21 protein-coding genes are annotated in these 25,745 nt (G+C 66.5%); 12 read left to right on the top strand and 9 right to left on the bottom strand.

Annotated features, from left to right (window positions below):
- Positions 1 to 232 precede the first annotated feature (232 nt).
- Positions 233 to 3,526: an arabinosyltransferase domain-containing protein gene (locus tag ACFC06_RS10480; RefSeq protein ID WP_375935371.1), complete on the top strand. Its 3,294-nt coding sequence runs from the start codon at positions 233 to 235 to the stop codon at positions 3,524 to 3,526.
- Between the two features lie 198 nt (positions 3,527 to 3,724).
- On the opposite strand, the gene ACFC06_RS10485 is transcribed toward ACFC06_RS10480, so the two are convergent.
- Both ACFC06_RS10485 and ACFC06_RS10490 read right to left on the bottom strand, forming a co-directional pair.
- Positions 3,725 to 4,195: a hypothetical protein gene (locus ACFC06_RS10485; protein ID WP_375929494.1), complete on the bottom strand. Its 471-nt coding sequence runs from the start codon at positions 4,193 to 4,195 to the stop codon at positions 3,725 to 3,727.
- A gap of 229 nt (positions 4,196 to 4,424) precedes the next feature.
- On the bottom strand, positions 4,425 to 5,522 hold the full coding sequence (locus ACFC06_RS10490; protein WP_375929495.1) for an alpha/beta hydrolase: 1,098 nt from the start codon (positions 5,520 to 5,522) through the stop codon (positions 4,425 to 4,427).
- Positions 5,523 to 5,853: 331 nt separating this feature from the next.
- Here ACFC06_RS10490 and ACFC06_RS10495 point away from each other — a divergent pair, with 331 nt between their 5' ends.
- On the top strand, positions 5,854 to 6,990 hold the full coding sequence (locus ACFC06_RS10495; RefSeq protein ID WP_375929496.1) for a metallophosphoesterase: 1,137 nt from the start codon (positions 5,854 to 5,856) through the stop codon (positions 6,988 to 6,990).
- A 3-nt stretch (positions 6,991 to 6,993) separates the two neighbouring features.
- Here ACFC06_RS10495 and ACFC06_RS10500 read toward each other — a convergent pair whose 3' ends face one another.
- Positions 6,994 to 7,692, bottom strand: coding sequence for an LppP/LprE family lipoprotein (locus ACFC06_RS10500; protein ID WP_375929497.1), 699 nt, complete (start codon positions 7,690 to 7,692; stop codon positions 6,994 to 6,996).
- Positions 7,693 to 7,872: 180 nt separating this feature from the next.
- Here ACFC06_RS10500 and ACFC06_RS10505 point away from each other — a divergent pair, with 180 nt between their 5' ends.
- Both ACFC06_RS10505 and ACFC06_RS10510 read left to right on the top strand, forming a co-directional pair.
- On the top strand, positions 7,873 to 8,235 hold the full coding sequence (locus ACFC06_RS10505; RefSeq protein WP_375929498.1) for a PadR family transcriptional regulator: 363 nt from the start codon (positions 7,873 to 7,875) through the stop codon (positions 8,233 to 8,235).
- Positions 8,235 to 9,581, top strand: coding sequence for a permease prefix domain 1-containing protein (locus ACFC06_RS10510; protein WP_375929499.1), 1,347 nt, complete (start codon positions 8,235 to 8,237; stop codon positions 9,579 to 9,581). Before ACFC06_RS10505 ends, ACFC06_RS10510 begins: the two co-directional genes overlap by 1 nt.
- A gap of 1 nt (position 9,582) precedes the next feature.
- On the opposite strand, the gene ACFC06_RS10515 is transcribed toward ACFC06_RS10510, so the two are convergent.
- From ACFC06_RS10515 to ACFC06_RS10525, 3 genes are all read right to left on the bottom strand, one after another.
- Positions 9,583 to 10,185, bottom strand: a complete 603-nt coding sequence (locus tag ACFC06_RS10515; RefSeq protein WP_375929500.1) for a TetR/AcrR family transcriptional regulator — start codon at positions 10,183 to 10,185, stop codon at positions 9,583 to 9,585.
- An 81-nt stretch (positions 10,186 to 10,266) separates the two neighbouring features.
- Positions 10,267 to 10,647: a DUF1304 domain-containing protein gene (locus ACFC06_RS10520; protein ID WP_375929501.1), complete on the bottom strand. Its 381-nt coding sequence runs from the start codon at positions 10,645 to 10,647 to the stop codon at positions 10,267 to 10,269.
- A 91-nt stretch (positions 10,648 to 10,738) separates the two neighbouring features.
- Positions 10,739 to 11,563, bottom strand: coding sequence for an NAD(P)H-binding protein (locus ACFC06_RS10525; RefSeq protein WP_375929502.1), 825 nt, complete (start codon positions 11,561 to 11,563; stop codon positions 10,739 to 10,741).
- Between the two features lie 87 nt (positions 11,564 to 11,650).
- Between ACFC06_RS10525 and ACFC06_RS10530 the strand changes: the two genes are divergently transcribed.
- The gene (locus ACFC06_RS10530; protein WP_375929503.1) at positions 11,651 to 12,070 is read left to right on the top strand and encodes a winged helix-turn-helix transcriptional regulator; all 420 of its coding nucleotides are present in this window, start codon (positions 11,651 to 11,653) and stop codon (positions 12,068 to 12,070) included.
- Positions 12,071 to 12,138: 68 nt separating this feature from the next.
- On the opposite strand, the gene ACFC06_RS10535 is transcribed toward ACFC06_RS10530, so the two are convergent.
- On the bottom strand, positions 12,139 to 12,990 hold the full coding sequence (locus ACFC06_RS10535) for a hypothetical protein (RefSeq protein ID WP_375929504.1): 852 nt from the start codon (positions 12,988 to 12,990) through the stop codon (positions 12,139 to 12,141).
- On the bottom strand, positions 12,987 to 13,880 hold the full coding sequence (locus ACFC06_RS10540; protein WP_375929505.1) for an SPFH domain-containing protein: 894 nt from the start codon (positions 13,878 to 13,880) through the stop codon (positions 12,987 to 12,989). Before ACFC06_RS10540 ends, ACFC06_RS10535 begins: the two co-directional genes overlap by 4 nt.
- Positions 13,881 to 14,075: 195 nt before the next feature.
- On the opposite strand from ACFC06_RS10540, the gene ACFC06_RS10545 reads away from it, so the two are divergent.
- From ACFC06_RS10545 to ACFC06_RS10570, 6 genes are all read left to right on the top strand, one after another.
- A complete protein-coding gene (locus tag ACFC06_RS10545) occupies positions 14,076 to 14,342 on the top strand; it encodes a type II toxin-antitoxin system Phd/YefM family antitoxin (RefSeq protein WP_375929506.1) in 267 nt (88 codons plus the stop codon).
- Positions 14,339 to 14,593, top strand: coding sequence for a Txe/YoeB family addiction module toxin (locus ACFC06_RS10550; RefSeq protein ID WP_375929507.1), 255 nt, complete (start codon positions 14,339 to 14,341; stop codon positions 14,591 to 14,593). The genes ACFC06_RS10545 and ACFC06_RS10550 overlap by 4 nt, the downstream gene beginning before the upstream one ends.
- A gap of 219 nt (positions 14,594 to 14,812) precedes the next feature.
- Entirely contained in the window at positions 14,813 to 15,235 is a 423-nt protein-coding gene (locus ACFC06_RS10555; protein ID WP_375929508.1) for a hypothetical protein, read from the top strand.
- A 479-nt stretch (positions 15,236 to 15,714) separates the two neighbouring features.
- Positions 15,715 to 16,806: a hypothetical protein gene (locus ACFC06_RS10560; RefSeq protein WP_375929509.1), complete on the top strand. Its 1,092-nt coding sequence runs from the start codon at positions 15,715 to 15,717 to the stop codon at positions 16,804 to 16,806.
- A gap of 519 nt (positions 16,807 to 17,325) precedes the next feature.
- Positions 17,326 to 19,218 (top strand): hypothetical protein, encoded by a 1,893-nt coding sequence (locus tag ACFC06_RS10565; RefSeq protein ID WP_375929510.1) that lies wholly within the window; start codon positions 17,326 to 17,328, stop codon positions 19,216 to 19,218.
- A gap of 1,532 nt (positions 19,219 to 20,750) precedes the next feature.
- A complete protein-coding gene (locus tag ACFC06_RS10570; protein ID WP_375929511.1) occupies positions 20,751 to 21,395 on the top strand; it encodes a hypothetical protein in 645 nt (214 codons plus the stop codon).
- Positions 21,396 to 21,810: 415 nt separating this feature from the next.
- Here the strand turns inward: ACFC06_RS10570 and ACFC06_RS10575 are convergent, their stop codons facing one another.
- Positions 21,811 to 22,761 carry a hypothetical protein gene (locus tag ACFC06_RS10575; RefSeq protein WP_375929512.1) on the bottom strand — a complete coding sequence of 317 codons (951 nt, stop codon included), beginning with the start codon at positions 22,759 to 22,761 and terminating at the stop codon, positions 21,811 to 21,813.
- Positions 22,762 to 22,981: 220 nt separating this feature from the next.
- Here ACFC06_RS10575 and ACFC06_RS10580 point away from each other — a divergent pair, with 220 nt between their 5' ends.
- Positions 22,982 to 23,674 carry an L-threonylcarbamoyladenylate synthase gene (locus ACFC06_RS10580; protein WP_375929513.1) on the top strand — a complete coding sequence of 231 codons (693 nt, stop codon included), beginning with the start codon at positions 22,982 to 22,984 and terminating at the stop codon, positions 23,672 to 23,674.
- Positions 23,675 to 25,745: the final 2,071 nt, after the last annotated feature.

The raw sequence follows: 25,745 nt of genomic DNA on the forward strand, positions 1-25,745 counted from the left end.
TGCTCCACCCGGCGGGCCGGCCGGATCGCCTTCGGCCAGTCGCCCGCCGGGTGCGTCCGGGGCACCCACGAACCCACCGACGGACCCTGGTGCGGGCCCGGGGATTCCGCCGGGCGGCCCTGCCCCGGGACAGTCCGTCCCGCCGACAGGCGCACCTGGCGCGACCGGCCCCGGCGCGACTCCACTGCCGGGGCAGTCCTCGGCAGCTCCTGGGGCTGGTGCGCCGTCCAGCGTGCCGCCCGCTGGTGACCGCGCTCCCGGCGATGGTGCCGCTCAGGCCGCGGGGTGCACTGCGTTCACCGTGACTTCCACGGCCACGCGGACGACCGCCGAGATCGGCGGGATGACCAAGAGCGATGGGTCGCCGATGCGGACTGTCGTCGACGGGGATGTGCGTCCGCAGATCGTCGGTGTCTATACCGAATTGGATCGGGGGCGGATGGGCGATGCCCGTTTGCACGCCGAGATCGACGCGCGATTCTCGTCGAGCCCGAGCGGTTGGAAGATCGCGGCGATCGTCGGGGCCCTGCTGTGCACTCTCCTCGCGCTGTTCTGCCTGCATCGCGGCGATCTCCGGGACGGTCGGCGCTCACGGCGCGTCCTGCCCGCGCGGTGGTGGCGGTTCACCGGGCTCGACGCGGTGGTCGCGGGCACGCTGGTGGTCTGGCATGTCATCGGCGCCAACAGTTCCGACGACGGCTACATCCTCACCATGGCCCGCGCCGCCCGCGAAGCCGGCTACACCGCCAACTACTACCGCTGGTTCCAGGTCGCCGAGGCCCCCTTCGGCTGGCCGTACGAAGTCCTGGCCTGGATGACCCGGATCAGCGACGCGGGCCTGTGGATGCGCCTGCCCGCCCTGCTGGCCGGACTGGTCTGCTGGCTGCTGCTCAGCCGGGAAGTGCTGCCACGCTTGGGTTCCGGCGTCTCCGCGCGCCGCACCGCCCGCTGGACCGCCGCGCTGATCTTCCTGGCGATCTGGCTGCCCTACAACAACGGCCTCCGCCCCGAACCGCTCATCGCCGTCGGCGCCCTGCTCACCTGGTGCTCGATGGAACGCGCCATCGCCACCCGCCGCCTGCTCCCCGCCGCGATCGCCGTCCTCGTCGCCGCGTTCTCCCTCGCCGCCGGCCCCACCGGACTCATCTGTGTGGGCGCACTCCTGGCCGGTGCACGCCCGGTCCTGCGCACGATCACCGCCCGCGCCCGAGCCCACTTCGCTCCGGAACCCATTGAGGCCGGGCCGAACTCCACGTCGGTCTCCTATTCCGATTCCTCCGGGTCCGGCTCGGGCTCGGGCTCGGGCTCGGGCTCCGGCTCCGGCTCCGGCTCCGGCTCCGGCTCCGGCTCCGGCTCCGGCTCCGGCTCCGGCTCCGGCTCCGGCTCCGGCTCCGGCTCCGGCTCCGATGCCAAGCTACGTGTCGGCAATGGTTGGGCAGCAACGCTTCTCCGCTACGCGGCACTGGCCGCGCCGATCCTCGCGGCCGGGACCCTGGTGCTGGTGGTGGTCTTCGCGGATCAGACCCTGGCGACGGTCATGGAGGCCACGCGGGTGCGGCAACTCGTCGGTCCCGATATGGCATGGTTCGAGGAGCGGACCCGCTGGGATTCGCTGCTGTCGGTCAACCCCGACGGTTCACTGGCCCGCCGCTTCGGCATCCTCGCCATGCTCGGCTGCCTCGTGGTCAGCGTGCTCGTCGCCGTCCGACGCGGCGGACGCATCCCCACCACCGCACGCGGCCCCGTCGGCCGACTGCTCGCGGTCATCGCGCTGGCCCTGCTGCTGATGATGTTCACCCCCACCAAGTGGACACACCACTTCGGCGTCTACGCCGGCCTCGCGGGCGCCCTCGCGGCGGTCACCACTGTCGCGTTGAGCCGCAAGATCATCCACGCCACCCACCTGCGCACCCTCTTCACCGCGGGCGTCTTCTTCCTACTCGCTGTGACCTTCACCGGCTCCAACGGCTGGTGGTACGTCTCCGGCTACGGTGTCCCCTGGCCCGACCGCGCCCCCACCCTCGCAGGCATCGCGGTCTCCTCCCTGTTCCTCACAGCCGCGGGCGCCACCGCCGCCATCGCCCTCTGGCAGTACTACCGCGCCCCCGACCACACCTCCCCACCCGATCCGTCTCCCGGCAGCCCGGAGGACACGGACGACCGGAGCGAAACCCGCGCCCGCGCAATCACTTCGCGCCCACCGGCGATCGCCGCCCTCACCCTCGCCACCGCCGCGATGCTCCTGTTCGAAGTGGGATCCCTCACCACCGCGATGATCTCGCAATACCCGGCCCACTCGGTCGGCCTCGCCAACCTGCGCACCCTCACCGGCGACCGCTGCGCCATGGCCGACGACGTCCTGGTCGAAACCAACACCGCCGACTCCCTCCTCACCCCCTACACCGGCACCGTCGCCGACGGCCTCACCGCCGAGAACACCGGCTTCACCCCCAACGGCGTCGGCAGCCTCATGCCCGACCCCGGCCCCGGCCAGTCCAGCGCACCCCCCTCCGGCTCCGGCCCAGCCCCCGGCGGCACCGCACCCGGCGGACCCAGCGGCAGCACGCCCGGCGGACCCGGCGGCAGCACGCCCAGCGGACCCGGCGGCACTCCTCCCGGAGGAGCGGCAAACGGACCCGGGGCAGGCGCTCCGACCGCACCGGGCGGAACTCCAGGCACGGTAGGCCCAGCGGTCACCGGCGTCAACGGCAGCACCGTCGCACTCCCCTTCGGCCTCGCCCCGGAACGCACGCCGGTCCTCGGCAGCTACTCGACCGGGGCACCACAGCGCACCCAGCTCACCACCGAGTGGTACCGCCTCGATCTCGCTGCCGCACAGCAGAATCCCGCCTACCGCGTACTGATCCTCACGGTAGCGGGACGAATCGAAGGCACCGGCCCGGACGGCTCACCGATGCCGGGCCAGAAGCTCCGTGTCGAGTTCGCGAACCGCGCCGAGGACGGAACCGTCACCGCGCTGGGCGATCTCACCCCGCCGTCGGTCGGCGGCGCACCGGGCTGGCGGAACCTGCCGATCGACCTGGACCGCATCCCCCAGGGCACCACAGCCGTCCGCCTGGTGACCGAATCAGGCGAACCCGACCCGATGCGCTGGCTGGCCCTCACCCCACCCCGCCTCCCCAAACTCGCGACCCTGAACACCCTGGTCGGCAACACCGACCCGATCCTCATGGATTGGCATGTGGGCCTGGCCTTCCCCTGCCAGCACCCCTTCGACCACCGCGACGGCGTAGCCGAACTACCGATCTGGCGCATCCTCCCCGACAAACTCAACGCCCAGGTCTCCGAAACCTGGCAGGGCGAAACCGGCGGCGGCCCCCTCGGCTGGACCACCACCCTCATGCAATCCACCCCCATCCCCACCTACCTCGCCGACGACTGGACTAGAGACTGGGGCGAACTCCAACGCCTCACCCGCTACGTCGCCGCCCCACCCGCCGACATCACCATCCACACCGAACCCCGCTGGGGCTGGACAACTCCCGGCCCGATCAGAACCAGCTGACCAGAACAGCGAGCTGGTCCGCCACACCGCGGGCCGGCTCGCCTCCACCAATCCAGCGAAAACCACTGCGCCGAACCGATGTTGACCTACGAGGGGCGACAGCGGATGCGGTCCCAGCCAGCGAGCGTTGACGACACGAACGTTCAGCCGGGGCCACCTCTGCCGAGAATGCATCAGTGAGCACCTCGTTTCTTCGCACTATCCAGTGCGATTAGCGAAAGGACGCCTCCCGTACATCTCGACGAAGGCGGCGATCATGGCCTTCTCGGTAGCACGCGCATCGACGGTGGTCCGCCAGCCGACCAAAAGCTCGGCGCTGTCGGCCAGCTGCCAGATCATCCGCCCGCCCCAATGGCCCACCGGCCGACCCGCACCATGGCGGCGGTATTCGTCGAGCCGTTTGCGCAGCCCACGTTTTCCTGATTTTCCGGCCGCAGCCTTGCCGATGTAGAGCACTGGCTCACCCGGTACCCACGCGGCCTGGAGTTCGGCCACCGGCAATGTGGGGTCCTTACCCTTGAACCATCCTGCAGGGCTCGCCGGCAGGAAGAGCGGCGCGGTCTCCGTCAGCCGGATCACCACGTACACCCCAGGGCCGACCGGCACGTTCGCTGCGGGCAGTTCCGAGAAGGGCACGAATCCACCGAACCCATCCAGCACGAAGTTCATACTCGCAATGATGGTCTACGACGAAGGAAAAGCTGCCGATCAGCGTCATCCGTCCTCCCGGACTGCCAGCCGATTCGCTACCAGAGCCAGTGCCGAACCCGGGTGCCATTCCTGCCGGTGCCAGGCCATAGCGCTCGGCGACGTGAAGCCCGCGGCCAGGCTCTGCGTGACCCCACAACGCGAAAACCGCCGCTCCCGAAAGGAAGCGGCGGTTTTCGTTGGTGAGAGCTTACTTCGGCGGTTCACCGGCGGGCGGCTGGGCGCCCTCGGGTCCGCCGGGCGGAGCACCGGCAGGCGGCTGTCCGCCTGCGGGCGGGGCACCGGCGGGCAGTGGCTTGCCGATATTGCGGGCCATGTCCGGCATCAAGCGGATCGCGACCTGCTCCCAGGTGCCCCAGTTGTGGATGCCGATGTCGGGGAAGTCGTAGCTGACGTTGGTGTATTCCAGTGCGGTGAGACGCTTTTCGAACGAGCGGGTGTTGGCCAGGGCGATGGCCTCGAGCGGCATGCCCTGGGTGATCGCGTCGATCGAGGACAGGTCCTGGTCGGCGGGCTTGGCGCTACCGGCCGAGATGTAGAGGCGGGTGTTGTTGGCGATCAGTTTCTCGGCGAACCCGTACGGGTCCATCCGCTTCCACTTCTCGCTGCCCGCGGGCGCCATCGACTCGATGTTGTAGCCGCCGCTGGCGATCATCGCCCCGGCCAGCGCCTCACGCATGCCCGGCATCGACATGTGCAGGTAGCCCGACAGCGAGCCTGCGTAGGTGAACTGCTCGGGGTGGTAGGCCGCCATCAGCAGCGCCGCGCTGCCACCGCTGGACAGCCCGACCACGCCGTTGCGGCTGTCGCTGAAGCCCAGGCGCGACTTCAGCGCGTCCGGCAGGGTCTCGGTGATGAAGGTTTCCCACCGATAGGTGTTGGTCTTGCCCTGGGTGTCCTCCCAGCCGCCGATGGCCGAACCGGAGTCGGCGCTGGGCAGCATGGACCCGTCGGGGTTGACGCCGTTGAAGCTGCTCGGCTGGTCCCAGTCGGCGTAGAAGCTGGACTGGCCACCGACCGGCATCACCACATTGATATTGAATTTGGCCATCTGCGCCGGGATGGAGGTGTGCTTCTCCCAGCCGTTGAGGTCGTTCTCGGCGCGTTCGCCGTCGAGCAGGTAGACCACCCGGTCGGTGTTGCCGTCGGCCGCGCGGATGATGCGGGTGTTGATGGTGCCCATCGACGAGTCCACCGGGAAGTCGATCGCCGAGGGGTCGGCATCGGCCGAGGCGGGTGCGGCCACCAGGCCCCACGGCAGCAGCGCGGCCACCGTCGCACCGACCATCGTCCGCCGGACCAGGCCCGATCTGTGCCGGCGCTCCTGCGCGCCTCCCCGAATTACGCCACGCATGATGCTGATCAGACCTTTCGTTCACGCGGCCTCGCCGCTTCCCCACGCGACCCGCCGTACGCGCACGACCTGCGGACGGATCCTGCCGGGCAGCATAGCGCGCCCCCGAAGCCGGGGGCACATCGAATTGCGATGCGGGGCAATCCGCTTCGCGTCACGGCCACTGCCTGCGGGTTCTCGCCGCTCGGCACCGGCGCGGCGGACGCTAGGCTGGATGGTCGATCGTGGCCGCGACACCCGGCGGCCCTGCCAAGGACGGACCTCCGTGAAGCTCGCCGTACGCCTGTTGATGTTCCTGCTGGTCCCGGCGGTGCTGTTCGCACTGCCGTGGTGGACGCTGGTCGCCGCGCCCACCGGCGGCACCGGGCCGCTGTTCTGGGCGGGCACCGCGGTGGGTGTGCTCGGGTTCCTCGCGCTGCCCGCCGGGATGTTCCTCGGCCACGGCCCGGCCCAGTCCGATCCGGCGGTGATCGTGGGCGACACCCTGCTCGGCGTGCTGTGGGTGGTGTTCTCGTGGTCGGTCCTGGGCCTGCTCGCGCGCGGGGCGCTGGCGGTCGCCGGGGTCGACGGCGAGCTCGCCGCGCGGATCGTGGCGGGCGGGGTGCTGGCCGTCTCGGCGGTGCTGATCGGGTGGGGTGTGTACGAGGCGCGGCGGGTGCCGCGGGTGCGCACCGTCGACGTGGCGATCCGCGGCCTGGCCGAGCAGCTCGACGGCCTGCGCGTCGTGGTCGTCACCGACACCCATTTCGCCGCGCTGGACCGGCGCCGCTGGTCGGAGCGGGTGGTCGAGGTCGTCAACGCGCAACGCCCGGACATCGCCTGCCACGCCGGTGACCTGGCCGACGGCTCGGTCGCCAAGCGTCGCGCCCAGGTCGACCCGTTGGCCAAAGTCGACGCCCCGCTCGGCCGCTTCTACATCACCGGCAACCACGAGTACTTCGGTGACGCCCAGGGCTGGATCGACCACATGGCCGGGCTCGGCTGGCAGCCCCTGCACAACGAGCACCGCACCCTCGCCCACGACGGCGCGCGCCTGGTGATCGCCGGGATCGACGATCCGACCGGTGTCGGCCTGCCCGGCCACGGCCCCGACCTGCCCGCCGCGCTGGCCGGTGCCGACCCGGACCTGCCCGTCGTGCTGCTGGCCCATCAGCCCAAACAGATCGCCGACAGCGCCGCGGCGGGCGTGGCCCTGCAGATCTCCGGACACACCCACGGCGGGCAGATCTGGCCGTTCCACTACCTGGTCCGCCTCGATCAGCCGGTGGTGGCCGGGCTGAGCAGGCACGCGAACAACACTCAGCTCTACACCAGCCGCGGCACCGGTTTCTGGGGCCCGCAGCTGCGGGTGTTCGCGCCCAGCGAGATCACCGTCCTGGTGCTGCACCCGGAGCGGGCCTGACACTCAGCGGTGCGGCTGGGTGACCTCCGGCGGCAGCGGATCGCTCATCGCCACCCCGGACCCGGTCCAGGTGTAGGTGATGGTGACCGGGCCGCCCTGTGGCGCCGCGAACGGCTCGTCGGCCACCAGCCACTTGTAGTCGACGCTCACCGAGTTGCCGTTCGATCCGCTGACCGAGGTGAACGCGTAGGGCTCGGAAGTGCCTGTGCCCAAATAGGTTCCGTCGTGGAAGAACAGCACGTGGATCGGCGCACCCGCCGAGTTCCCGCCGACCGCGCGCACCCACAGCAGCTGGCCGCAGTCGCCCGGCTGGTCGGTCGAGGCCTGCGTCGCGACCCATCCGCCGCCCAGTCCGGCGATCGCGTTCTGCACGCCGGTCGAGGACGGGTCGATGCAGCGGCCGGGACCGCTGATGTCGTCGGCGGGCGCCGGAGTCACCACGGGTGCCTCGGTCTCACCCGGCGCGGGCGAGCCACCACCCGGGGCGGGCGAGCCGGGTGCGGGCGTCACGGCCGGTGCGCCGCCGCCGGGCGCGGGGGTCACCGCGGGCGCACCGCCGGGCGCGGTGGTCGGAGCCGTACTGCCGGGGGTCGTCGCACGGGACGTCGTCGGCACTGTCACCACACCGTCGCTGTCGGTGCAGCCTGCGACCAGTCCCGCCGCGATGGCGACCAGCGCACTCATCCGAACTGCCTTGTTCATGTTCCCTCGATTCCGAGTCCCCAGCGCGCGATCACGCGTACGAAGGCAACATCGGGACCCTCCGAGGACCCGTTAGGCGATCCGGCCGGATTATCACCCTAGGGTGCGAAATCCACACCCCTCCGAACCATACCTAGATCTGCTAGGTTATGACCTAGCACTTCTAGGTATAGGAGCCCGATGCGCATAGACAAAGACCTGGTGGCGGCCTCGGCCACGCCCCTCGTGCTGGGCATCCTGGCCGAGGGCGAGTCCTACGGCTACGCCATCCTCGAGCAGGTCACGACCCTCTCGCGGGGCCGGATGCAGTGGACCGACGGCATGCTCTACCCCCTGCTGCACCGCCTGGAACGGCTCGGCTACGTGTCCTCGGCCTGGCGCACCGCCGAGAGCGGCCGCCGCCGCAAGCACTATCTGATCACCGAGGCGGGCCGCGCCGCCCTCGCCGAACGGCAGGCGCAGTGGCAGGTCGTCGCCGAGGCTCTCGAACAGGTCTGGCGCGACGCGACCCGCCCGCCGACGATCGCGAAGGGATGGGCGTGATGAGCACCGACGCACAGCTGCAGGCCCACATCGACCAGTGGCGCGGCTATGTCCAGCGCCACCGCGCGATCTCGGTCGCCGATGTCGACGAGATGGAAGACCATCTGCGCGAACGCATCTCGACCCTGCGCGATGCCGGGCTCGCCGACGACGAGGCCTTCCTGGTCGCGGTGAAGCGGATGGGTGCCGTCGACGCCATCTCGCGCGAGTTCGCCCGCGAACACTCCGAAAGACTGTGGAAGCAGCTCGTTCTGCTCCCCGCCGAGACCGAAGACGATGAGCGCCAGAGCAATCGGGAACTGACCGTCGTCCTCGGGCTCGCCGTCGGTGCCGCGCTGGCGCTGAAGGCGGGTGTCACCTTCCTCGACGACCCCTATCTCGGACTGAATGTCAGCTTGCTCGTCCTGCCATTCCTCGCGGCCTATTTCGCCTGGAAGCGGCAGGTGCGCGCGAGAGTCGCCGCGCTGCTGGTGGTTCCGTTCGTGCTCGCGGCCCTCGTGCTGAACCTGTACCCGTTCGAGGACGGCGGCGCGACCGAGATCATCGCCGCCATCCACGCCCCCGTCGCCCTGTGGTTCGCCGTCGGCCTCGCCTATGCCGGCGGTGACTGGCGCTGTGAACGCCGCCGGATGGACTTCATCCGGTTCACCGGCGAGTGGGTGGTCTATCTGAGCCTGCTCGCGCTCGGCGGCGGCGTCCTGATGGGGCTGACCGCGGGCGCTTTCAGCACCCTCGACATCGACGTGGAGCCGATCTTCGAGAACTGGGTGCTGCCGTTCGGCGTGGCGGGTGCCATGGTCGTGGCGGCCTGGCTGGTCGAGGCCAAGCAGAGCGTGGTGGAGAACATCGCACCAGTGCTGACCAGGGTGTTCACCCCGCTGACCATCCTGATGCTGCTGGCCCTGCTGGTGGCCTTCGCGACCACCCGCAGCGTGATCGACGTCGACCGCAACCTGCTGATCCTGATGGATCTCATCCTGGTGCTGGTCCTGGGCCTGCTGCTCTACTCGATCTCGGCCCGCGACCCGCTCGCCCCGCCCGGCCTGTTCGATCGGGTCCAGCTGGTGCTGGTGATCAGCGCGCTGGCCGTGGACGTGGTGATGCTGGCGGCCATGCTCACCCGGATCGCCGAATTCGGTTCCACCCCCAACAAAGTGGTGGCACTCGGCATGAATGTGGTGCTGCTGGTGAATCTGGTGTGGTCGGTGCGCCTGGGTATCGGATTCGTCCGTGGGCGGCGCGGTTTCGCCGATCTCGAACGCTGGCAGACCGATTACCTTCCGGTCTACGGGATCTGGGCGGCCGCGGTCGTCTGCGCCATCCCGCCGCTGTTCGCCTTCGACTGAGTCAGGACAGGCGAAGGGCGTTGAACCACAACCGGTTCACCGTCTCCACCAGCGTGTCGAACGGGACCGGCTCGCCGCCGACGAACACCAGATACGCGGTCCGGCTGACCATCGCCGACAGTGACAGCGCCGTCGCCCGCGCATCGAGCGCGGCATCGGCGCGGCCGAGCCGCTGCAGCTCCGCGATCATCGCCGCATTGCGCTCGATCAGCGCCGACCCGCGCTCGTAGCGCAGCGCGCGGAAGGACTCGTCCACCTGCGAGACCTGCTCGAGCACGGCCATCAGCCGCGCATGGCGACGATAGGAACGCAGGTACTCGGCATTGGCCGCGGCGATCAGCTCACGCGGGTCGTCCACGCCGGTGCGCTCGCGCACGTGCGGGTGCAGCATCTCCTCGCGGAGCTGCCGCACCACCTCGGCGAAGATCTCGTCCTTGCCGTCGAAATAGGTGTAGAACGAGCCCGAGGCGACCCCGGCGGCCTTGGCGATATCGCTGGTCCTGGCATCGAGGAAACCGTCGCGCTCGAAGACCTCGCGCGCCGCGGCGACCAGTGCGGCCCTGGTCCGCAGCCCCCGCGAGCTCTTCGGCGCGGGCCGTCCCACCTGCCCGTCCCCTGCGTCCTCGGCGCCCACTGTCTCGCTTCGCTGCTCGTCGGAATCTGACTGCCGGATCCTAACAGCGGGTCAGTGCGCGATCAGCAGGGCGAGGCAGCCGAGCAGCGGCGGGACCAGCTGGATCAGGGCGGCGCGGGCCTTGTCCGGCGAGGAGACCAGCAGCACCACCCCCGCCGCCACCATCGAGCCCGCCCCCGCCAGCACCAGGGCCAGGCCGATGCCGGTGTCGCCGAAGACCGTGAACGCCATGCCGACAGCGGCGACCACGGCCAGGAACAGGTTGTAGAAGCCCTGGTTGAAGGCCATTTCCCGGGTGGCTTCGGCCTGTTCGGCGGTGATGCCGAAGGTCGCCCTGGTGCGCGGGCTGGTCCATTGCAGGGACTCCATGACGAAGATGTAGCCGTGCAGCAGCACGGCGATGCCGAGGAAGATCAACGCCACGACCGTCATCGCACGCCTCTCGTTCGGTGGGCATCGCTGCCCGGGTCGCTCGAGTATCGCCGATGCCGGGGGCGTGTGGGCGAGGACGGGCCGAGGCGGGTCACGGCACGGCGGGCACCGGACGCAACAGCGCGGCCGTCTCGGCGGCGACGGTCAGCGGGTCGGTGATCGGGCGGCCGAGCAGGGCTTCCAGATCATGGCCCGGTGTGGCGAGGAATCCGTGGCGGACGGCCGTGGCGATGGACGCGATCATCGGCGGCTGGAACGGCAGCAGGCCATCGGTGGTGAGCGCCCGGGCGCGGAGGGTGGCCAGGTCGAGGTCGCGGTGCCGGACGCCCAGCCTCCCGGCCACGGCGTCGGCCGTGATCGGCGTGCCGACGAGCTCGTAGGTCCGGCCCGCGTGGGCGACGGGTGCGGCGGCGACGACGGCGGCCGCCTCGGCGAGGTCCGCCCGGGCCACCGCCGCGAGCGCGCCTGTCCCGAACGCCGATTCGACGGTTTCGGCGTCGGCCCACTGCAACGACGAACCGAACAACTCCGCGTAGAGGCCGTTGCGCAGGACAGTCCAGAGCAGGCCGCTCTGCGCGAGCAGGCGTTCGGTGGCGCGGTGGGCCAGGGCGAAGGCGAGGTGGTCACCCGCCCCGGCCAGGCTGGTGTAGATGACGTGCCCGACCCCGTCGCGCACCGCCGCGTCGATCACCGCTCGATGGCGCGCGATCACGCGATCGTCCTCCGCGTACCCCGCCGAAACCAGCACGAGCGTCGAAATGCCCGTCAGGTCGAGGGTTTCCGGCGCGTCGAAATCCAGCGGCCGGATATCCGTTGCGGCCGTGCGGCTCCCACCCACCGCGGGGACGCCGCCCGCAAGCAGCCGAGCCAGAATGCCCGAACCGAGCTGACCGTGCGCGCCGGTGACCATGATCATCGAATTGTCTTCTCCCCGTGTGGTTCTCTTCGGTAACTACAGTGAAATAGTCGTCCGCCACCGCTGAACCCACAAGAAGGCACTCTCATGTCACCCACGCACACCGAAGTAACCGTGCCCGCCGACCTGGACCCGTGCGGCCTGCCCGAACACCCCGATTGCGGCATCCGCGACGTCCTCGACCGCGTCGGTGACAAGTGGTCGGTCCTGGTCATCGTCGAACTGGCCCGCGGCCCCCGCCGCTTCCGCGAACTCCAGCGCGGCATCCACGGCATCTCCCAGCGCATGCTCACCCTCACCCTGCGCCGCCTCGAACGCGACGGCCTGCTCACCCGCACCGTCTACCCCACCGTCCCCGCCCAGGTCGACTACCGCCTCACCCCCACCGGCGCCACCCTCACCCACCTCGTCGAAGCCCTCGCCACCTGGTCCCTCACCCACCGCGAAACCATCGCCGAATCCCGCCTGGCCTACGACACCCAACACCCCGGCCACGACATCCACTGAACGACCGACATCAGACGTCCCATCACGTTCGTCCGACGGTAGTCCCGTGGATATTCCCTGACCGTGCCTCAGCGGACGAGGCGCAGGTGGGTGGGAGACAGACCGATGGTCAGGCGCTGACCCCAGGACAGGCGTAGGGCGTCGTGTTCGATGCCGTCGCCGAAGGCGACCAGGCCGTCGGACTCGATGTCGATGTGCAGGCTTTTGCCGGTGATCTCGCCTTCGGTGTGGGTGATTCCGGTGGTCGGGGAAGGCCAGGCCTCGCGGACGAACCAGACGAGTCTGCGCTCGGTGGGTTCGGGGAGCGTCAGTGGACTGTTCCGTTCGCGGTGGGCCGACGAGCACCAGCCGGTGGCGCCGGTGCCGCTGCCGACGAGGAGGCCGGAGGATGCCTGACGTTCGTCGCGGATGCGGTAGCGACTGGTCTGGTGGCTCGGGTGGCCGAGGTAGATCTCGTTGAGCGCGTGCAGTTTCCGGCCGTCGTCGGTTCTGGCCTCGACCATGGTGAGTTCGTCGGTGTCGCCGATGTGGTGCAGGAGTTCCGCCGCGTCGGCGGGGGTGTGCTTCGCGAGGACCCCCGGTTCCGGGCTGATGCCGATGACGACCTGGCCGTCGAGATACTTGGCCACGTTGGCGATCAGCCCGTCCTGCCCGACGATCACCACGATGTCCTCGGGCGCGAACAGGAACCGCGACAGGTCCTCCCGCTCGACCACGCCGCGGCGCCAGCCCAGCGGAATCGCGGCGCTGACCTCGGTCAACGCCGCGTTGATCCGCCGGTCACGCTCCACCACCTCGTCCAGCGATCGGTCGCGCGAGCGCAGGAAGAATTCGACCTGCCCGCGCGTTCCGTGCCGTGCCAGCAGTTCGGACAGCTCGGTGCGCCGATGCACCAGCACGACGCGCGGAGCCAGGCTCATCGGGCGAGCCGTTGCAGGATCGGCGCGATCATGTCCGGCGTCAAGGTGATGCTGCCGATCTCCGGCAGGTTGCCTGCGAGTTCCTTGGCGGCCAACGCGTAGAGCGTCTCCTGGGGAATCTCGCGGTACGCGTCCAGGTGCGCCTTCTCCCCGGCGGCTTCGGCCTCGGCGAGCTTGCGGATGCTGTCGGCTTTGGCGTCGTCGGCGATCCTGCTCGCCCTGGCCTGGTCCTCGGCCTTCCTGAGCGTGTTCGCGCCACGCTGGACGACCAGCAGTTCCTCGCGCTTCGCCAGCTCGATCTGGTTCTGCAGTTCGTTCTCGCTGATCGCGCGCTCGCGTTCGACGGCGAGCGCGCGCCGCTCGAAGGTCGCCCTGTCCGCCTCCTGCTGCACCTTCTCGCGGATCGTGGTCTGCAGCGCCTTCTCCATCTCCGCGTCGGGCCGGATCGCGACGACACGGATGTCGATGATCGCCAGCCCGATGTGGTCGGCGGTCAGCTTGCGCGTGGCGGCTTCCTTGACCTTGTCGACGCCGGTGCGCAGGGCGGTTTCGAGATCGAGCGTGGCCAGCACCTCGAGGGCGTGTTGCTGCGTGTTCTCGGTGAGGGTGTTCGCGATCTGGCTCAGCGGGTCCTGCCGCCAGGTTCCGGTGTCGGGGTCGATCGAGAAGTCGATCCTGCTCGTCGCGGTCTCGGGATCGGTGCAGCGGTAGGTGACCGTGAGCTGGACGGTGACGTCCTGGTAGTCGCGGGTACGGGCGTGGAAGAGCATCGGAAGCTCGCGATCGTCGACCGGAACCTCGCTGAGAACCGCGGTACCCGGCCGGAACCAGAAGCTCAGTCCGGTGCCGTCGTGCAGGACCTTGCCCCTGCGGACATGTCTGACATGCACGGTCGGTGCTCCCCTCAGATGCCGCAGTCCGGGGTAGCTACTGATGTCCGCCATCGCCTTCTCCTTAGTTATGGTCGTATTGACCATAACAGATCGGCCGCTGACGCGCACCACTGGATCACTACATCCAGTAACCCCCGGAAACTCGTACCGGAATCCGGTACGATTATTGGGGACACAGGAAGGAACAAGCCGATGACCAGCATGTCCGCCAGTGAGGCGCGCGCCAGTTTGTACCCGCTCATCGAGCAGGTCAACGACGATGCCGTGGCTATCCACATCACCAGCCGAAAAGGCAATGCGGTACTGATCTCCGAAGACGAGTACAACTCCCTGCGCGAAACCCTCTACCTGATGCGCTCCCCCGCCAACGCTGCCCGCCTCGCTCAGGGCATCGCTCAGCTGGAAGCCGGCGAGGTGGTCGAGGTGGATATGGAGCGGCTCGCGGAAGAGCTCGGGTGAAGGTCACCTTCGCGAAGGTCGGCTTCGAGGACCTCGCTCACCGGATCTCCACCGATCGCAAAATGGCGCTTCGAATCATGCGCCTCATCAACGACATCGAGCGGGACCCGTTCTCGGGACTGGGTAAACCCGAGCCCTTGAAGGGCGACAAGTCCGGTTATTGGTCGCGCCGGATCAACGACGAGCACCGCCTGGTCTATGCCGTCGCCGGGAACAACATTCTCATCGCCCAAGCCCGCTACCACTACTGACTCCGCAACCTTCACCCGTCGGCGCAGATACGCCACGAAAGGGCGCCGGACCAGCGCGGCGACGCCGTAGAACCTGATGATTGCCGGTGCGATGGGTCGGTAGCAAGCCCTGGGTTTTCGGGGTACCGGCCCTGTGCGAACTGTGGAACTCTTCCGCTGCACGAGGTTCCGGGCGCATAGCCGGGGCCGACCACACCGACGCGAAGGACCACCGAACTCATGCGAATCGCAGGACTGACCGCCCTGGCGGCGGGCGCACTCGTTCTCCCGGCCCTCTTGGCCCCCACCGCCTCGGCGGAGGTGGAGGACATCACCATCTCGGCGTGGGGCAACAGCGAAATCCCCGTCGCCTGCGACTACGTGGGCGCCAACTGCACCGTCATGGCCCGGATGTTCGGCTCCGACTACGCCCTGCCCGCCACCCTGACCATCAACGGCCAGGAACTCACCTCAGCCGAGCGCCTCGACTACCCGGACCGCGAGCGCAGCGCACTCCGCGGCACCTGGCGCCCACCGGCCAAGGGCACGTACACGATCGTCGCCACCCAGGGCTCCTCCACCAAGACCCTGGTCATCGAGATCACCGGAGATGCCCAGCTGGGCAGCGGCTCGGCGGGGCTGTTTCCCACCGGTTCCAGCTAACCGACGAACTCGGCCCCGGCCGATACCTCGCGCCGTCGGAGAAATAGGTAGGGCCCGGTCTTGGACCGGGCCCTACCTATGGGTGGTGCAGGCGATCCATGGCGGTCAGGATGTCCCGAGCCTTCTCCAGGATGGCCGAGAACGTTTACCAACGAGCACGTTTACCCGGTGGGCACGCTCAAGTCTTGCACCCACCGACTCCTTCCCGACACGGTACACGGCCGACGCTGTGCGATCAGAGCTTCTCGATCGCACTGTGGCGTCCGACCATGCATGCGGGCGCCCTCGGCGACTTGACCACCACCCGCGAACACCTGCACCGCATGACCGCACCCGCCTGAATCCACCGACACCGGTAGTCTGCCGATCTGCTCGTCCCGCGCTCCACCTGAACACGTGCCCGCCGGAAACGCCTTGCCCCGGCAGGATATTCTGATCTCCTTGCCTCCAACCTGGCGAGGTCCCGGAAGAGGACCACGATGGCACTGCTCCCCGACCAGCCCGCTTCTACTGACCCGGGTATGTTCCCGATCCCAGCTTCCGGTGGTCGGAATCAGCTGCGCCGAAAGTTCCGAGCTCTGGCCCGCGCGATCGAAGACACCTGGTTCGCGACGGCGGACAGCGATGTCGTGATGCACCCAGGCCATTTCCATATCGATACCGAAGCCGTCTCCATCGACGTCGCTGATGCGGTAACGGTGATGCGCACGATCGATACGCTGTTCACCGAATTGCTCGATCCGGCGGATAAACCCCGCTACGAAGCGATGCGGGCCAGCGATTCCGACGGCCGGGTCGTGCATGGCCTGCGGCTGATCCGGAACGCCGAGATCCATCGCCACGCCATGATCGACATGGACACCGACCGACTGGTCAGTGGGGTCGGTAAGGGCGGATGGCGGGTCTTTCCTCGCTGGAAGCCATATTCCGATCTCCCTGTGGAGATCCGGAACAACACCGACGGTAAGCGCACTTCGGTCGACCGGCGCTACGAGGACTGTGTAGGTTGCCGGTTGGTGATCGAAACGCTCCTGGATGTCATGCGGTTCTTCGACCGCTGCGATCCGTCGCTCACCCACCGCAACGAGGACGGAGACATCGATGGGTTCCCCCTACCCCCTTTCATCATCGAGCACGCCTACGAGTGCCGCCACCCCTACGATCCGCGCGAGGTGGAGATGAACGAGATCCTGCTCGACCGCTGGACCATCATGGCTCCGACCGGACTCAACCGTCAGATCCACCGTGCTGTCCTGTACGGCGACGTGACCCTATACGTGGGCTTGACCAACTTCGGACATCACCTGGAATCGTTCGTGGAATCCGCCGACCAGATCGCCTGGGACATCGCCGGCGGTTACTCCTACACCGCTATCACTGATACCGGCCGGCTCATGCCGGTCACCGAGTGGGATCGGACGCTGATGCTGAGGGAAACACCGCTGGCCGAGGCCACGCTGGCCGAGGTTCGGGCCGGTAGATCCACAGACTCCGACGACCGGATCCGGGAGTGGTGGGACAGGCAAATCACCGACGCGTTTTGGTACCGGCGCCATCGCCGCGCATCGTAGGGCGTTCGTTTCTGTCGCCGATCGGTTCGCTCCGGGTCTGGATGTCACCGTGTTCGGGTGTGGCGCGCCGCGCGGATTTCAGCGTCGGCGACCTTATCGGCGAGCAGGATGTAGATCGGTGGAAGCGTGACCGAGGCGCTTGCGCACGACCTCGATGGAGACGCCGACGCAGCGCGTGCCGTTCCCGATCGGTGAGCTGGTCGTGGGACACCGGCACGCCTGCGTGGGGTCCGAGCAGCACGTCCAGTAGCCGCATGTCATCGAGAGTCCCGAGTCCCACTCGCTGCCGCCGGGCCATCTCCCGGTCGTCTAGGCGGTAGGTGGCCCGAGCGCGGACGCCCTCCAGTCGCACGATGGTGTGCGCGAGATCGGTGCCGGTCACGACTTGCCTCCCGAAGTTGCCCGGTAACCGTAGTTTTCAGGCAACAATCTGACGGCGGCGGACGTCGGAGCGGAAGATGGAGCCGAGGCGCTGGCCTGGCTTGTAACGGAAGCATCGTCGTCGAACGATGCACAGTGATGAAATCCCCAGTAGACGAAGAGCAGTGGCTGGCTGAAATTGTCGCCGTGCTCCAGGGGCGATTCACCGTCTACGTCGAGGCGATGACACTCACCGCGGCCGTAGTGGAGCTACTCGCCTGGATCGACGACCGGCGCCAGTTCATCCCCGTCCAACACAATGACTGGCAATCAATACTCGCCGATGTCCGTTCCGGGTATTCCGCGTCCGGCCCGAAGCTGCAGCGAGTCGTTGACCTGGCCTATCGCTCGGTCGAATCGCATTTCGCGCAACTTTTCACCTCCTCGGCAGGCGCCGGTGGAAACAACGAAGTAGGGATCGACGAACAGGTCCGCGATTCCCTACGCCACGATGCGGCAATGCTGAGGGAGCGGCTCAGATCCGACGCAGCGATCGATTCCGCATGGTTAGACCTGCACCAGGCCTGCGTCAACCGGACCAAAAAGGTCGAGGACATCGAGTTCAAGCGGAAGACACTGTGGGCGATCGCCGAGGCCCGACATCAGAACACCGATAACGGGTTCGGCCTCGGGCGGCAGCTCAGTGAGTTGATGCAAGGCTACCCCCTGCTGACTCTCGGTACGCACGACGGGGGAAATGGTCCTGTCTGGCGGCGAAGCCAGCAATGCCAGGAATTCCTGATGCGGCCACCGGCCAAGGCCGACTGCATTGTATGGCTGCGCTTGGAACCCGCGCTCATGCATGAGTTTGAGGTCACACACGGTCAGGTGACGTTCTACAGCGCCCAACTGCTGGCTTCGTGTGTCGGACATCCAGAACTGGCATGCAACTTCACCGTAATACCGCACGAAGTGCTCAACCTTCCTGCGGACATCCAGGAACATGAGCGCCGGGCGTGGTCCGAGGACCCGGGTCTCACCTACGCGCGCGTTCTTCTGCCGGACGCCGTGGTCCATCTCACACGGAAACAGGCATCTACGCTCGTGGCCGCTCTGGTCCAGATCAGCGACCCGTACCCCGGCACATGGACCCAGCTCGACGGGAGCATGCTTTTCATCGACGGCACTCTGCGTACCTGGGAATGGGGCCCCAAAGCGCGCCGCCGCGACTACTCACGCCACCGCTCCGGAGACGCCGTCGCTCGGCGGATACAACTCATGGTCCAAACCTCGCAGTCGCTGAGCATCGAGACAACCGAACAGCTCGCTGCCGCCCTAGCGCTCAGCAACGCACTGACCCGCTCGCGAGACGACGGATCAGAAGCAACGGTCATGGCGGCTGTTCGTGCCATCGAACACGTCAATGCGTGGGCTGTCGGCGGCCGAAGCGACTGGGCACAATTCGCATGCAAATACTTCAAGCAGGCAACCTCACGCGCGCAACTCGTCGCCTTCCTCGGCGAATTCACCTCCGCCGCAAGCACCGACTTGCCGGATTCATCCCCCGACGCTCTCCCTCCGCCCGAAGATCTCGACAACATCAAGGAAGAGTTGTGGACTACGTCCGCTGACGTCGACTACTTCGATGTCAACGGCGCGATCGACCATCTCCCGAGGCTGCGCGAGATCTATCAACGGCACTGGCTTCGCCGCGCTCTGGCGGATATGGAGGCGGTATTCAGCTCCGGAAAATCCGTCGTTGCGCGACTGAACCTTTACGATCAGCGCTTCGACACCCACCTCAGTCGGCTGAAACGCATTCGCAACGCTGCGATCCATGGCGGGCCGGTCACGCCTGACGCCTGTGAATCCATAGCCACTTTCGCATACTACCTAGGCCACTACTGCCTCAACCAGGTCATCGAGGCACATCTCACCGCCACGGATATCACCACGTACATGAACAACTTTCGCGCCCGCGAACAGGAGCGGCGCCAGAAGGTCGAACTGGACAGTGACTACGACGAGCTGTTCGTCCCGACCCCGATATGAGGCCACCACCTTCCGCAGCTGGCTGCCACCGTGGCGACTCGATTTCTGGACAGTCCAGACCACCAGTCGAACTGACCGTATCCGCTCGGTTCGAAATGTCCAGGAACCGATCAATTCTTGAACCTCATAGAGGCGTCTATTCGGGCCACCGGGCCAGCAGACGCACCAGCCGTGGTTTCCTTGGACCGTCGGCTTTTGAGCGGGCTACCTGATCCACCAAGGCCCAAGAGATGGAAACCGACGAATGACAACCGCCCTATCTCTGGCTGGCTGCACACGCCTGGTACTAAGGCGCACTACACACGCTGGCGGACCTACCCAACCTGCCCCAATGACGACGGCAGATCGATCCTCAACACCAGGTCAGGCCCGGTACAAAACCGAGCCTGACCTGGGATTTTAAGTGGAGCTAAGGGGACTCGAACCCCTGACCCCACATAGAGCGTCATGAACACATTGGTCCAGGCGGGATCAATGGCAGACACCCACCCACCCCCGCCGAGGCAACAGACGCAGGCAAGCAGACAGGCCGCCATGTCATCGAAAGATGTTATGTGACAAGGGGTTCGCAACCCGACGTCAAGAGAAGTCCCCGGCCAGGACCGAGTCTTACTGCTCCACCCCGCAGTCCCTCTCAAGGTCCACAAGGGGAATTCGATCCCTACTGATCGGCGGTCAGGGCGTCAAACTCGACTCGCGACGTCGCGGCGTCGGCATCCAACACGACCGAGTTGGAACATGCCGCCGGAAGATCTGGCTTGAGCTGGGGAAAGGATACCCCGTCCGTGTCGCTCAAGTCTGCGGGGCGACCCTCCTCCCATATCGGCCGGATGGCCTTTTCGCCGACGAAAGCGGGGGTAACCGGGGGCCGGGCTCAATTCTCCAGCAGGCAGGCCAGCCATCGTTAGTGGTGACTGTCAGGCTCGACTTGGGCGCAGGCCCAATCGAGCTCGGTGAGAGCGGGCGCGACGATCCGGTACTTCAGCTCAGGTTCAGCCACGAAGACCGCGACTACCTCACCGACCTCCGACCGGAATTCACCTCAATCGGCGCCGACCCAAAGTGGCTGGACCGGGGAATGCCACACAGTGCCAAACTTGAAAAGCCGTGCAGCTCATAATGTTTGCTGGAGCGGATTCGAAAAGCATACCGAGGCTGGATTCAACATCGGCCAAGCGTCGTACGGCTATGTGGCTGAGAGGGGTTCCCCACCCGTCCCGGCGCGGTGCGGCGCGCAGAAGTAGGATCCGACTTGTCATCGTCCCGGTCCGGGCGCCCGTCATCCAGACGATCTACTCGTGCCGCATCAACGAGACTCGGCTATCGCATTCGGCCATCGTCGGGTGCTGTATCCGTCGCTGAGGTGGCGGTCTGCGAACTCCTCTAGTCTGCGCGAGGAACCGTCGCACGTGCTGAAGGGGCCGTGCGCGCGGCCCGCAGATTGGCCGGCAGCTCGAGTGAGTCGCCCTGGGTTGATGCGCACCACCGAAAACAACCTGCGAGCTGAGGGTGTTACGTGCCATCGTAACCGAGTGTCATCGACTCCGGATCTCCCCCCGAATCCAACGGCCTACATCGAACTGGCCGATCCGTACATGGCGTTGGGCCAGGGCTACGTCGAAGTCCTCGTCTTCCAGTACCGACTCTGTGCACTGATCTGGCTGCACAGGACTACACGTGCAGCGATCGACACAGAACTCGCGCGACTTGCGGAGATCGAGGAGGCTGGGTCGCATCGAGTACCCGGATGGGAGGGCGAATCAGACTTGGTGCTCGATGAAGTCAAAGGCATACTCGACGGCGAGGCCGCACCAATGGGCGCGGGCACCATCATGGCATCGTGTTGCAGCGCACTCGAATCGCTGCTGACCGGTATGCTCCCTACTCGCTCACGACGCGGACTCCGTCCGAAGGCTCAAGCTGCGGCAGACCTTCTGGCCGACCAGGAGGAGGCGGAGGCGGTCATCGAGAACGCCGAATGGCTTGCGAAACGACGTAACTCGTTCGCCCACCGACTGACTGACGAAGGCAACCACTGGGACGACGACCCGAACAGCCAGCGGTACAACTTCGATGATGACGCCGTTGAGGAAACCTTCGAACGGTGCGGACAAATCGCCACGCTCCTCGACAAGCGATACGCGGAAGTCACCCGCTGGCGTGGAGCGGAGCCATAGTGTTGACGGGCCGCCCTGCCCTGGGAACGACCCACGGCAGGACGGGCGGGCCACGAAGCGGCCCGCGCACACGATGCGCAGGGGCATCGGCCGGTCCCGGTGATGCGACCACTTCATCCGTCAGGTGGCTACTTTTACCGGGGGCAAGCCACTCGGGCTGCGGGTCCGGCACGATAGGCACAATTCTCGACAGGTTCTATGGATCGGCACCACCGGAAGACATGGCTCGAGTACTGAAGGACGGGCTGGACAACGCAGACTCGACGGCCAAACTCCGTATGTGTCCACGGAACGCGAATCCGGACTATCTGACGGAACACCAGGTTCCGAGTCGGAAAGGCTCTGTTAAACGCCTGGACCTATTCGATTTGTACCAGGACCGCCCGGAACGGACCGGTAGATCCGCAAATCGCCGTCACGTCCGAGACCGAGGAGCGTACGGAGTAAGCACCCAATCGACACCACACGGACTCGTCGCGAGGCTGTCTCCGGCATGCGTGACCCAGCTGCCCGTGTCGATGTTGAGATACAGCGGGTCGTACGCGTCCCGACGAACACCGGCCGATGAGTCGAGATGGTTGGCGAGACCATCAGCCAACGACGACACGACACAGGCGGACGTGAGGAGCGCGTTCACAGCGTGTGTCTCGTGGAGCCGCCAATCCCTGATCGGATCCTCACCTGGCCGTGCGGGAACGAGAACCCGAACCGCGCTACTGGCGTTGATCTGCTCGATGAACGCCTTGTCTTCGGGCTCAAGCTTCTGCCCACTGCCCTCAGCGATCTTGCGCAGCTTCTCGACGATCAAGCGAAGCCTTTCAGGTTGTTTCGCGGCCAGCATTCCGACGGACGAGTCCTGATGGGCAAACGAGTTTCGAATCTTCACGAACCGATTCAGCACAATCGCAGCGTCGGAACCCGACCAGGAACGCTGACGGTTGTAGATGGTCCAAAGCTGGTGCGAGATGCGAGTTCCGACCGGCTCGGGCATCCGAAACGCAGGCTCGGAGGTACGTAGCGTAATACGCAGGTCAGAGACCGGATCGTAGCCCAGAAAGGACGACATCAGCTTACGAATCTCGTCAGAATTGGGATTCCCCATAACTCTTGAGACGGTCGATGCAAGCAGCCCCACGGCTTTTGGTGCGAGCCCCATTGACCGCAGCGCCTCGACAACCAGCGATTCGGTTGCCTCTTCCACCACGCCGACGGAAGCCGTCACGGCCGCGCGGTACAGGGAGGTCTGTCGAGCATCGGATCGGCCAAATTGGGGCTTTCTTCCCATCGCAATCTCAAGAAGGTCAGTGGTGGTCCAAAGCGCTCGAGCTGTTCGGTCGAGGGCAGGCTGCAGCGGGTGTTCTGTCACCCCGTCACAGTAGTGTGGCCGGGGATCGGGTGAAGGTCAGCGAACCTGAATTGCTCACTTGTAAAGGCGTTTCCGGCTGTTTCCACCCAGCCCTGACCATCAAGTCCCAGCAAGAACGCCTCGTGATCTCGGCCGACTGCCTCAACCACCGCGGCCGCTACACCCGCAGGCGCAGGGCTACTTTGCGCGGACCGTTGTGGAGGCGCCGAAGCCGGTGTGGATGCGCCTGCACGCCTTCGTCATCAGCGATCCAGGCACGCCCCGCCACGTCAACGGCGCCAGACTGGACTTGTCCGGGGAGCTCATCGGGTCGGCGACCGCGGCGACTGGGGGTCGCCGAGCTGCCGCAACCGACGTGGGATCTGATGGAGAAGCTCCGGCGGGGTGGGTTGATCCTGATCGCCCGGCACGAGCCTTCGCTGCGCTGGACCTGGTCGAGACCGAAGGCACAGCCGCGGTACGGATGCCGGCGCATCCGGTCGTCTTGGAACTGCTCGCCGAGACCGGCCCGCTGGCAGTCTCCAGTGCCAACCTCACCGGCACCGCCTCGCCACAGACCTGCCAGGCTGCCAAGCAGATGCTCGGCACCAAAGTAGCGGTCTACCTCGACGCGGGACCGACACCGGCCGCGGTGGCCTCGACGATCGTCAACACCACCGGCGCGGTGCCGATACTGGTTCGGGCCGGTGCGATCAGCACCGAGGAACTGCGCACCGTGATCCTGGACTGCACGACCCGACCGGCGCGCCCGTCCCGGGCACCACCCGCACAATTCGAACCAGTCGCCTGGTCAAGATGGGTTCAAACGTTGCTCGATCGCGCGGACAGCGGCGACAGCAGCGTTCCCAATCGCAACGTCTCCAACATAGCCCTTGAGCAAGGTCGCCGTCTTGGCTGTTCCGATGACGCCTAGATCTTCGATGAGTCGTTTCGGGCAGTCATGTGCCGGGTGTCTGAGGGTCGCCACCAGGCGGTCCTTGTTGTGCACCGCCCATTCGATGAGCTGTCGCATCTGGTCCGGCCACATCGTGATCAGGCGTTCATACATGGTGGGTTGGTCCTGTGTGTATTCCGACATGCGCGCGGACTTGATGTGAGTGACTACATCAGCCGCGGCCGGTCCACAAACACCTAGCAGCTCGGTCCACAGGGCGAGGATCTCGCTGGACGTCGACTCACTTCCACGCACAGCCGTAAACAGAAGTTCATCGACGATACGCCACGCGCGTAGTTCGAGGGTGCCACCAACATTGTCAGCGGATGGCAGTTCGTCCGACAGTGCAGCCCAGCCTCGCAGCGCAAGCAGGTGCGCGCCGACGGCTTCCTGCCGGAACGGGTCGTTGAGATCGATGGTCGTGGCAGCTTGCTGCAAGACCGATCGGGCTGCCGTGTCGGCATGCTCGATGTTGTTGACGATGGCTCGCATGATCCAATCACGATTCACAGGCGTTCCCTCGGCGCGAGCAGCCATCACATGTAGGCGTAGATAGTCCGCAGGTTCAAGGGACTCAAGGACCTCGTCGTAGGGTCCATGCAAGTTCTGGTCCTCCCACACCATTCCCATGACACCCTGGGCGAATACCCAGGCAACAGGGTTGTCGGGCTCTGCGAGGATCGCCTCGATCCGAGTACGAATGTCGTCTTCGGTATTCAGCGGTTCGATACCGTCGTAGGCAGCCAAGGCTTCGAACAGGCTGCTGTTGAGAAACATATTGTCGGTGTCGCATTTGTCAAGCGCCATCCTCATTCGGTGCTGGGTAGTGCTGTCGACGGTTGCGGCGTTGAAGTGCGCCACCTCCAGTGCTGCGAGGCGCAGGTGATAGCCACCCGCAGCCCAAGCCGCAGTGACGACATCGGGCAGCAGTGTCTGGGCATCAGGGTCGTCGCGGTCAATTAGCCGGAGGATGACAGTTAGACGAGCCCACAACGGTCGGACAAGAGCATGGTCCTCCCAGAATGCTCGCGCTGGCGAGGACATCAGGACATGCCCGCGCCGAGTACTGCGGGAACTCTCGCAAGCCGAAATCACCACCGATGCGGGCAACCTACGCAGTTCTCGCTCGTCGGCGTAGTAAAAGCCGCTATGGAGCGCCCTGACGACAGCACTTACCGCCGCCCGATGGCCTTCGTCCTGAAGGTGCCGCATCTGTTGCCTGCATCGACGGTCGGTAGCGTCGAGCAGCAGTCTGGTGGGTTCGAGAAACTCTCCCTCGGCTAGGCGCGACCCGGCAAGATGAAGTAGCGCCTGCTGATATGTGCTACGCGGTTCACTCACTATCCAGCGAACTGCGGACATGTCTTCGGGGCCGCTGCCTTCGCGGACGATCCGGGCGGTGTCGGTGACGGCCGTTGCTCGAGTGAGCTCAGCTAGGATGTCGTCGTGCACAGTCTGCGCCGTCTCGTGTCCGTACACACCGCGTAGGGCAGCATCGAGCTGGGCTGGATCGGACAGAGCACTCAGCAGTTCGTGGCACTGAACCGGATCATGTTGCAGGGCAATAGCATATGAGATGAGATCGGCGTGAGCCGGGAGTCGCAGCTGCTCAGCCAGTTCCGGGATCGCTCGGAATTGCAGGATGAACTGCTCGGCAGTGAGGAACCGCCCGAATAGTTCGTGTCGGAACGCCGCTCTGCCCTGCGTTCGCACCAGTAGCATTGAGCCGAGGACCGAATCAATCGCGAGGTCGGGCATGGATACATCGAACGATCGATGCAGGAGCGTCCGGATCTCGCTGATGCGAAGCGAGCCTCGCAGCTGACGGTTCATTTCAACGGCCATGCAGCGCAGTCCGGCGCGCGTCGTTTCAGAAGGACAGTGGTGACTGATGTAGGCGTCAAACACCTCTGCGACCGGGGCACCCGGTTGAAGGTGCGCCCCAGATTCGGCAGCGAGCGCAAGTTCCATCGGTGAACGAAACGCTTCGACGCCAGCCAAACCCTCCGCGTGACCGTAGGAAGCCAGCAGCGCGGCGCGGGTGTCCTCG

This window comes from Nocardia sp. NPDC056064, assembly GCF_042266925.1.
Taxonomy (GTDB): domain Bacteria; phylum Actinomycetota; class Actinomycetes; order Mycobacteriales; family Mycobacteriaceae; genus Nocardia.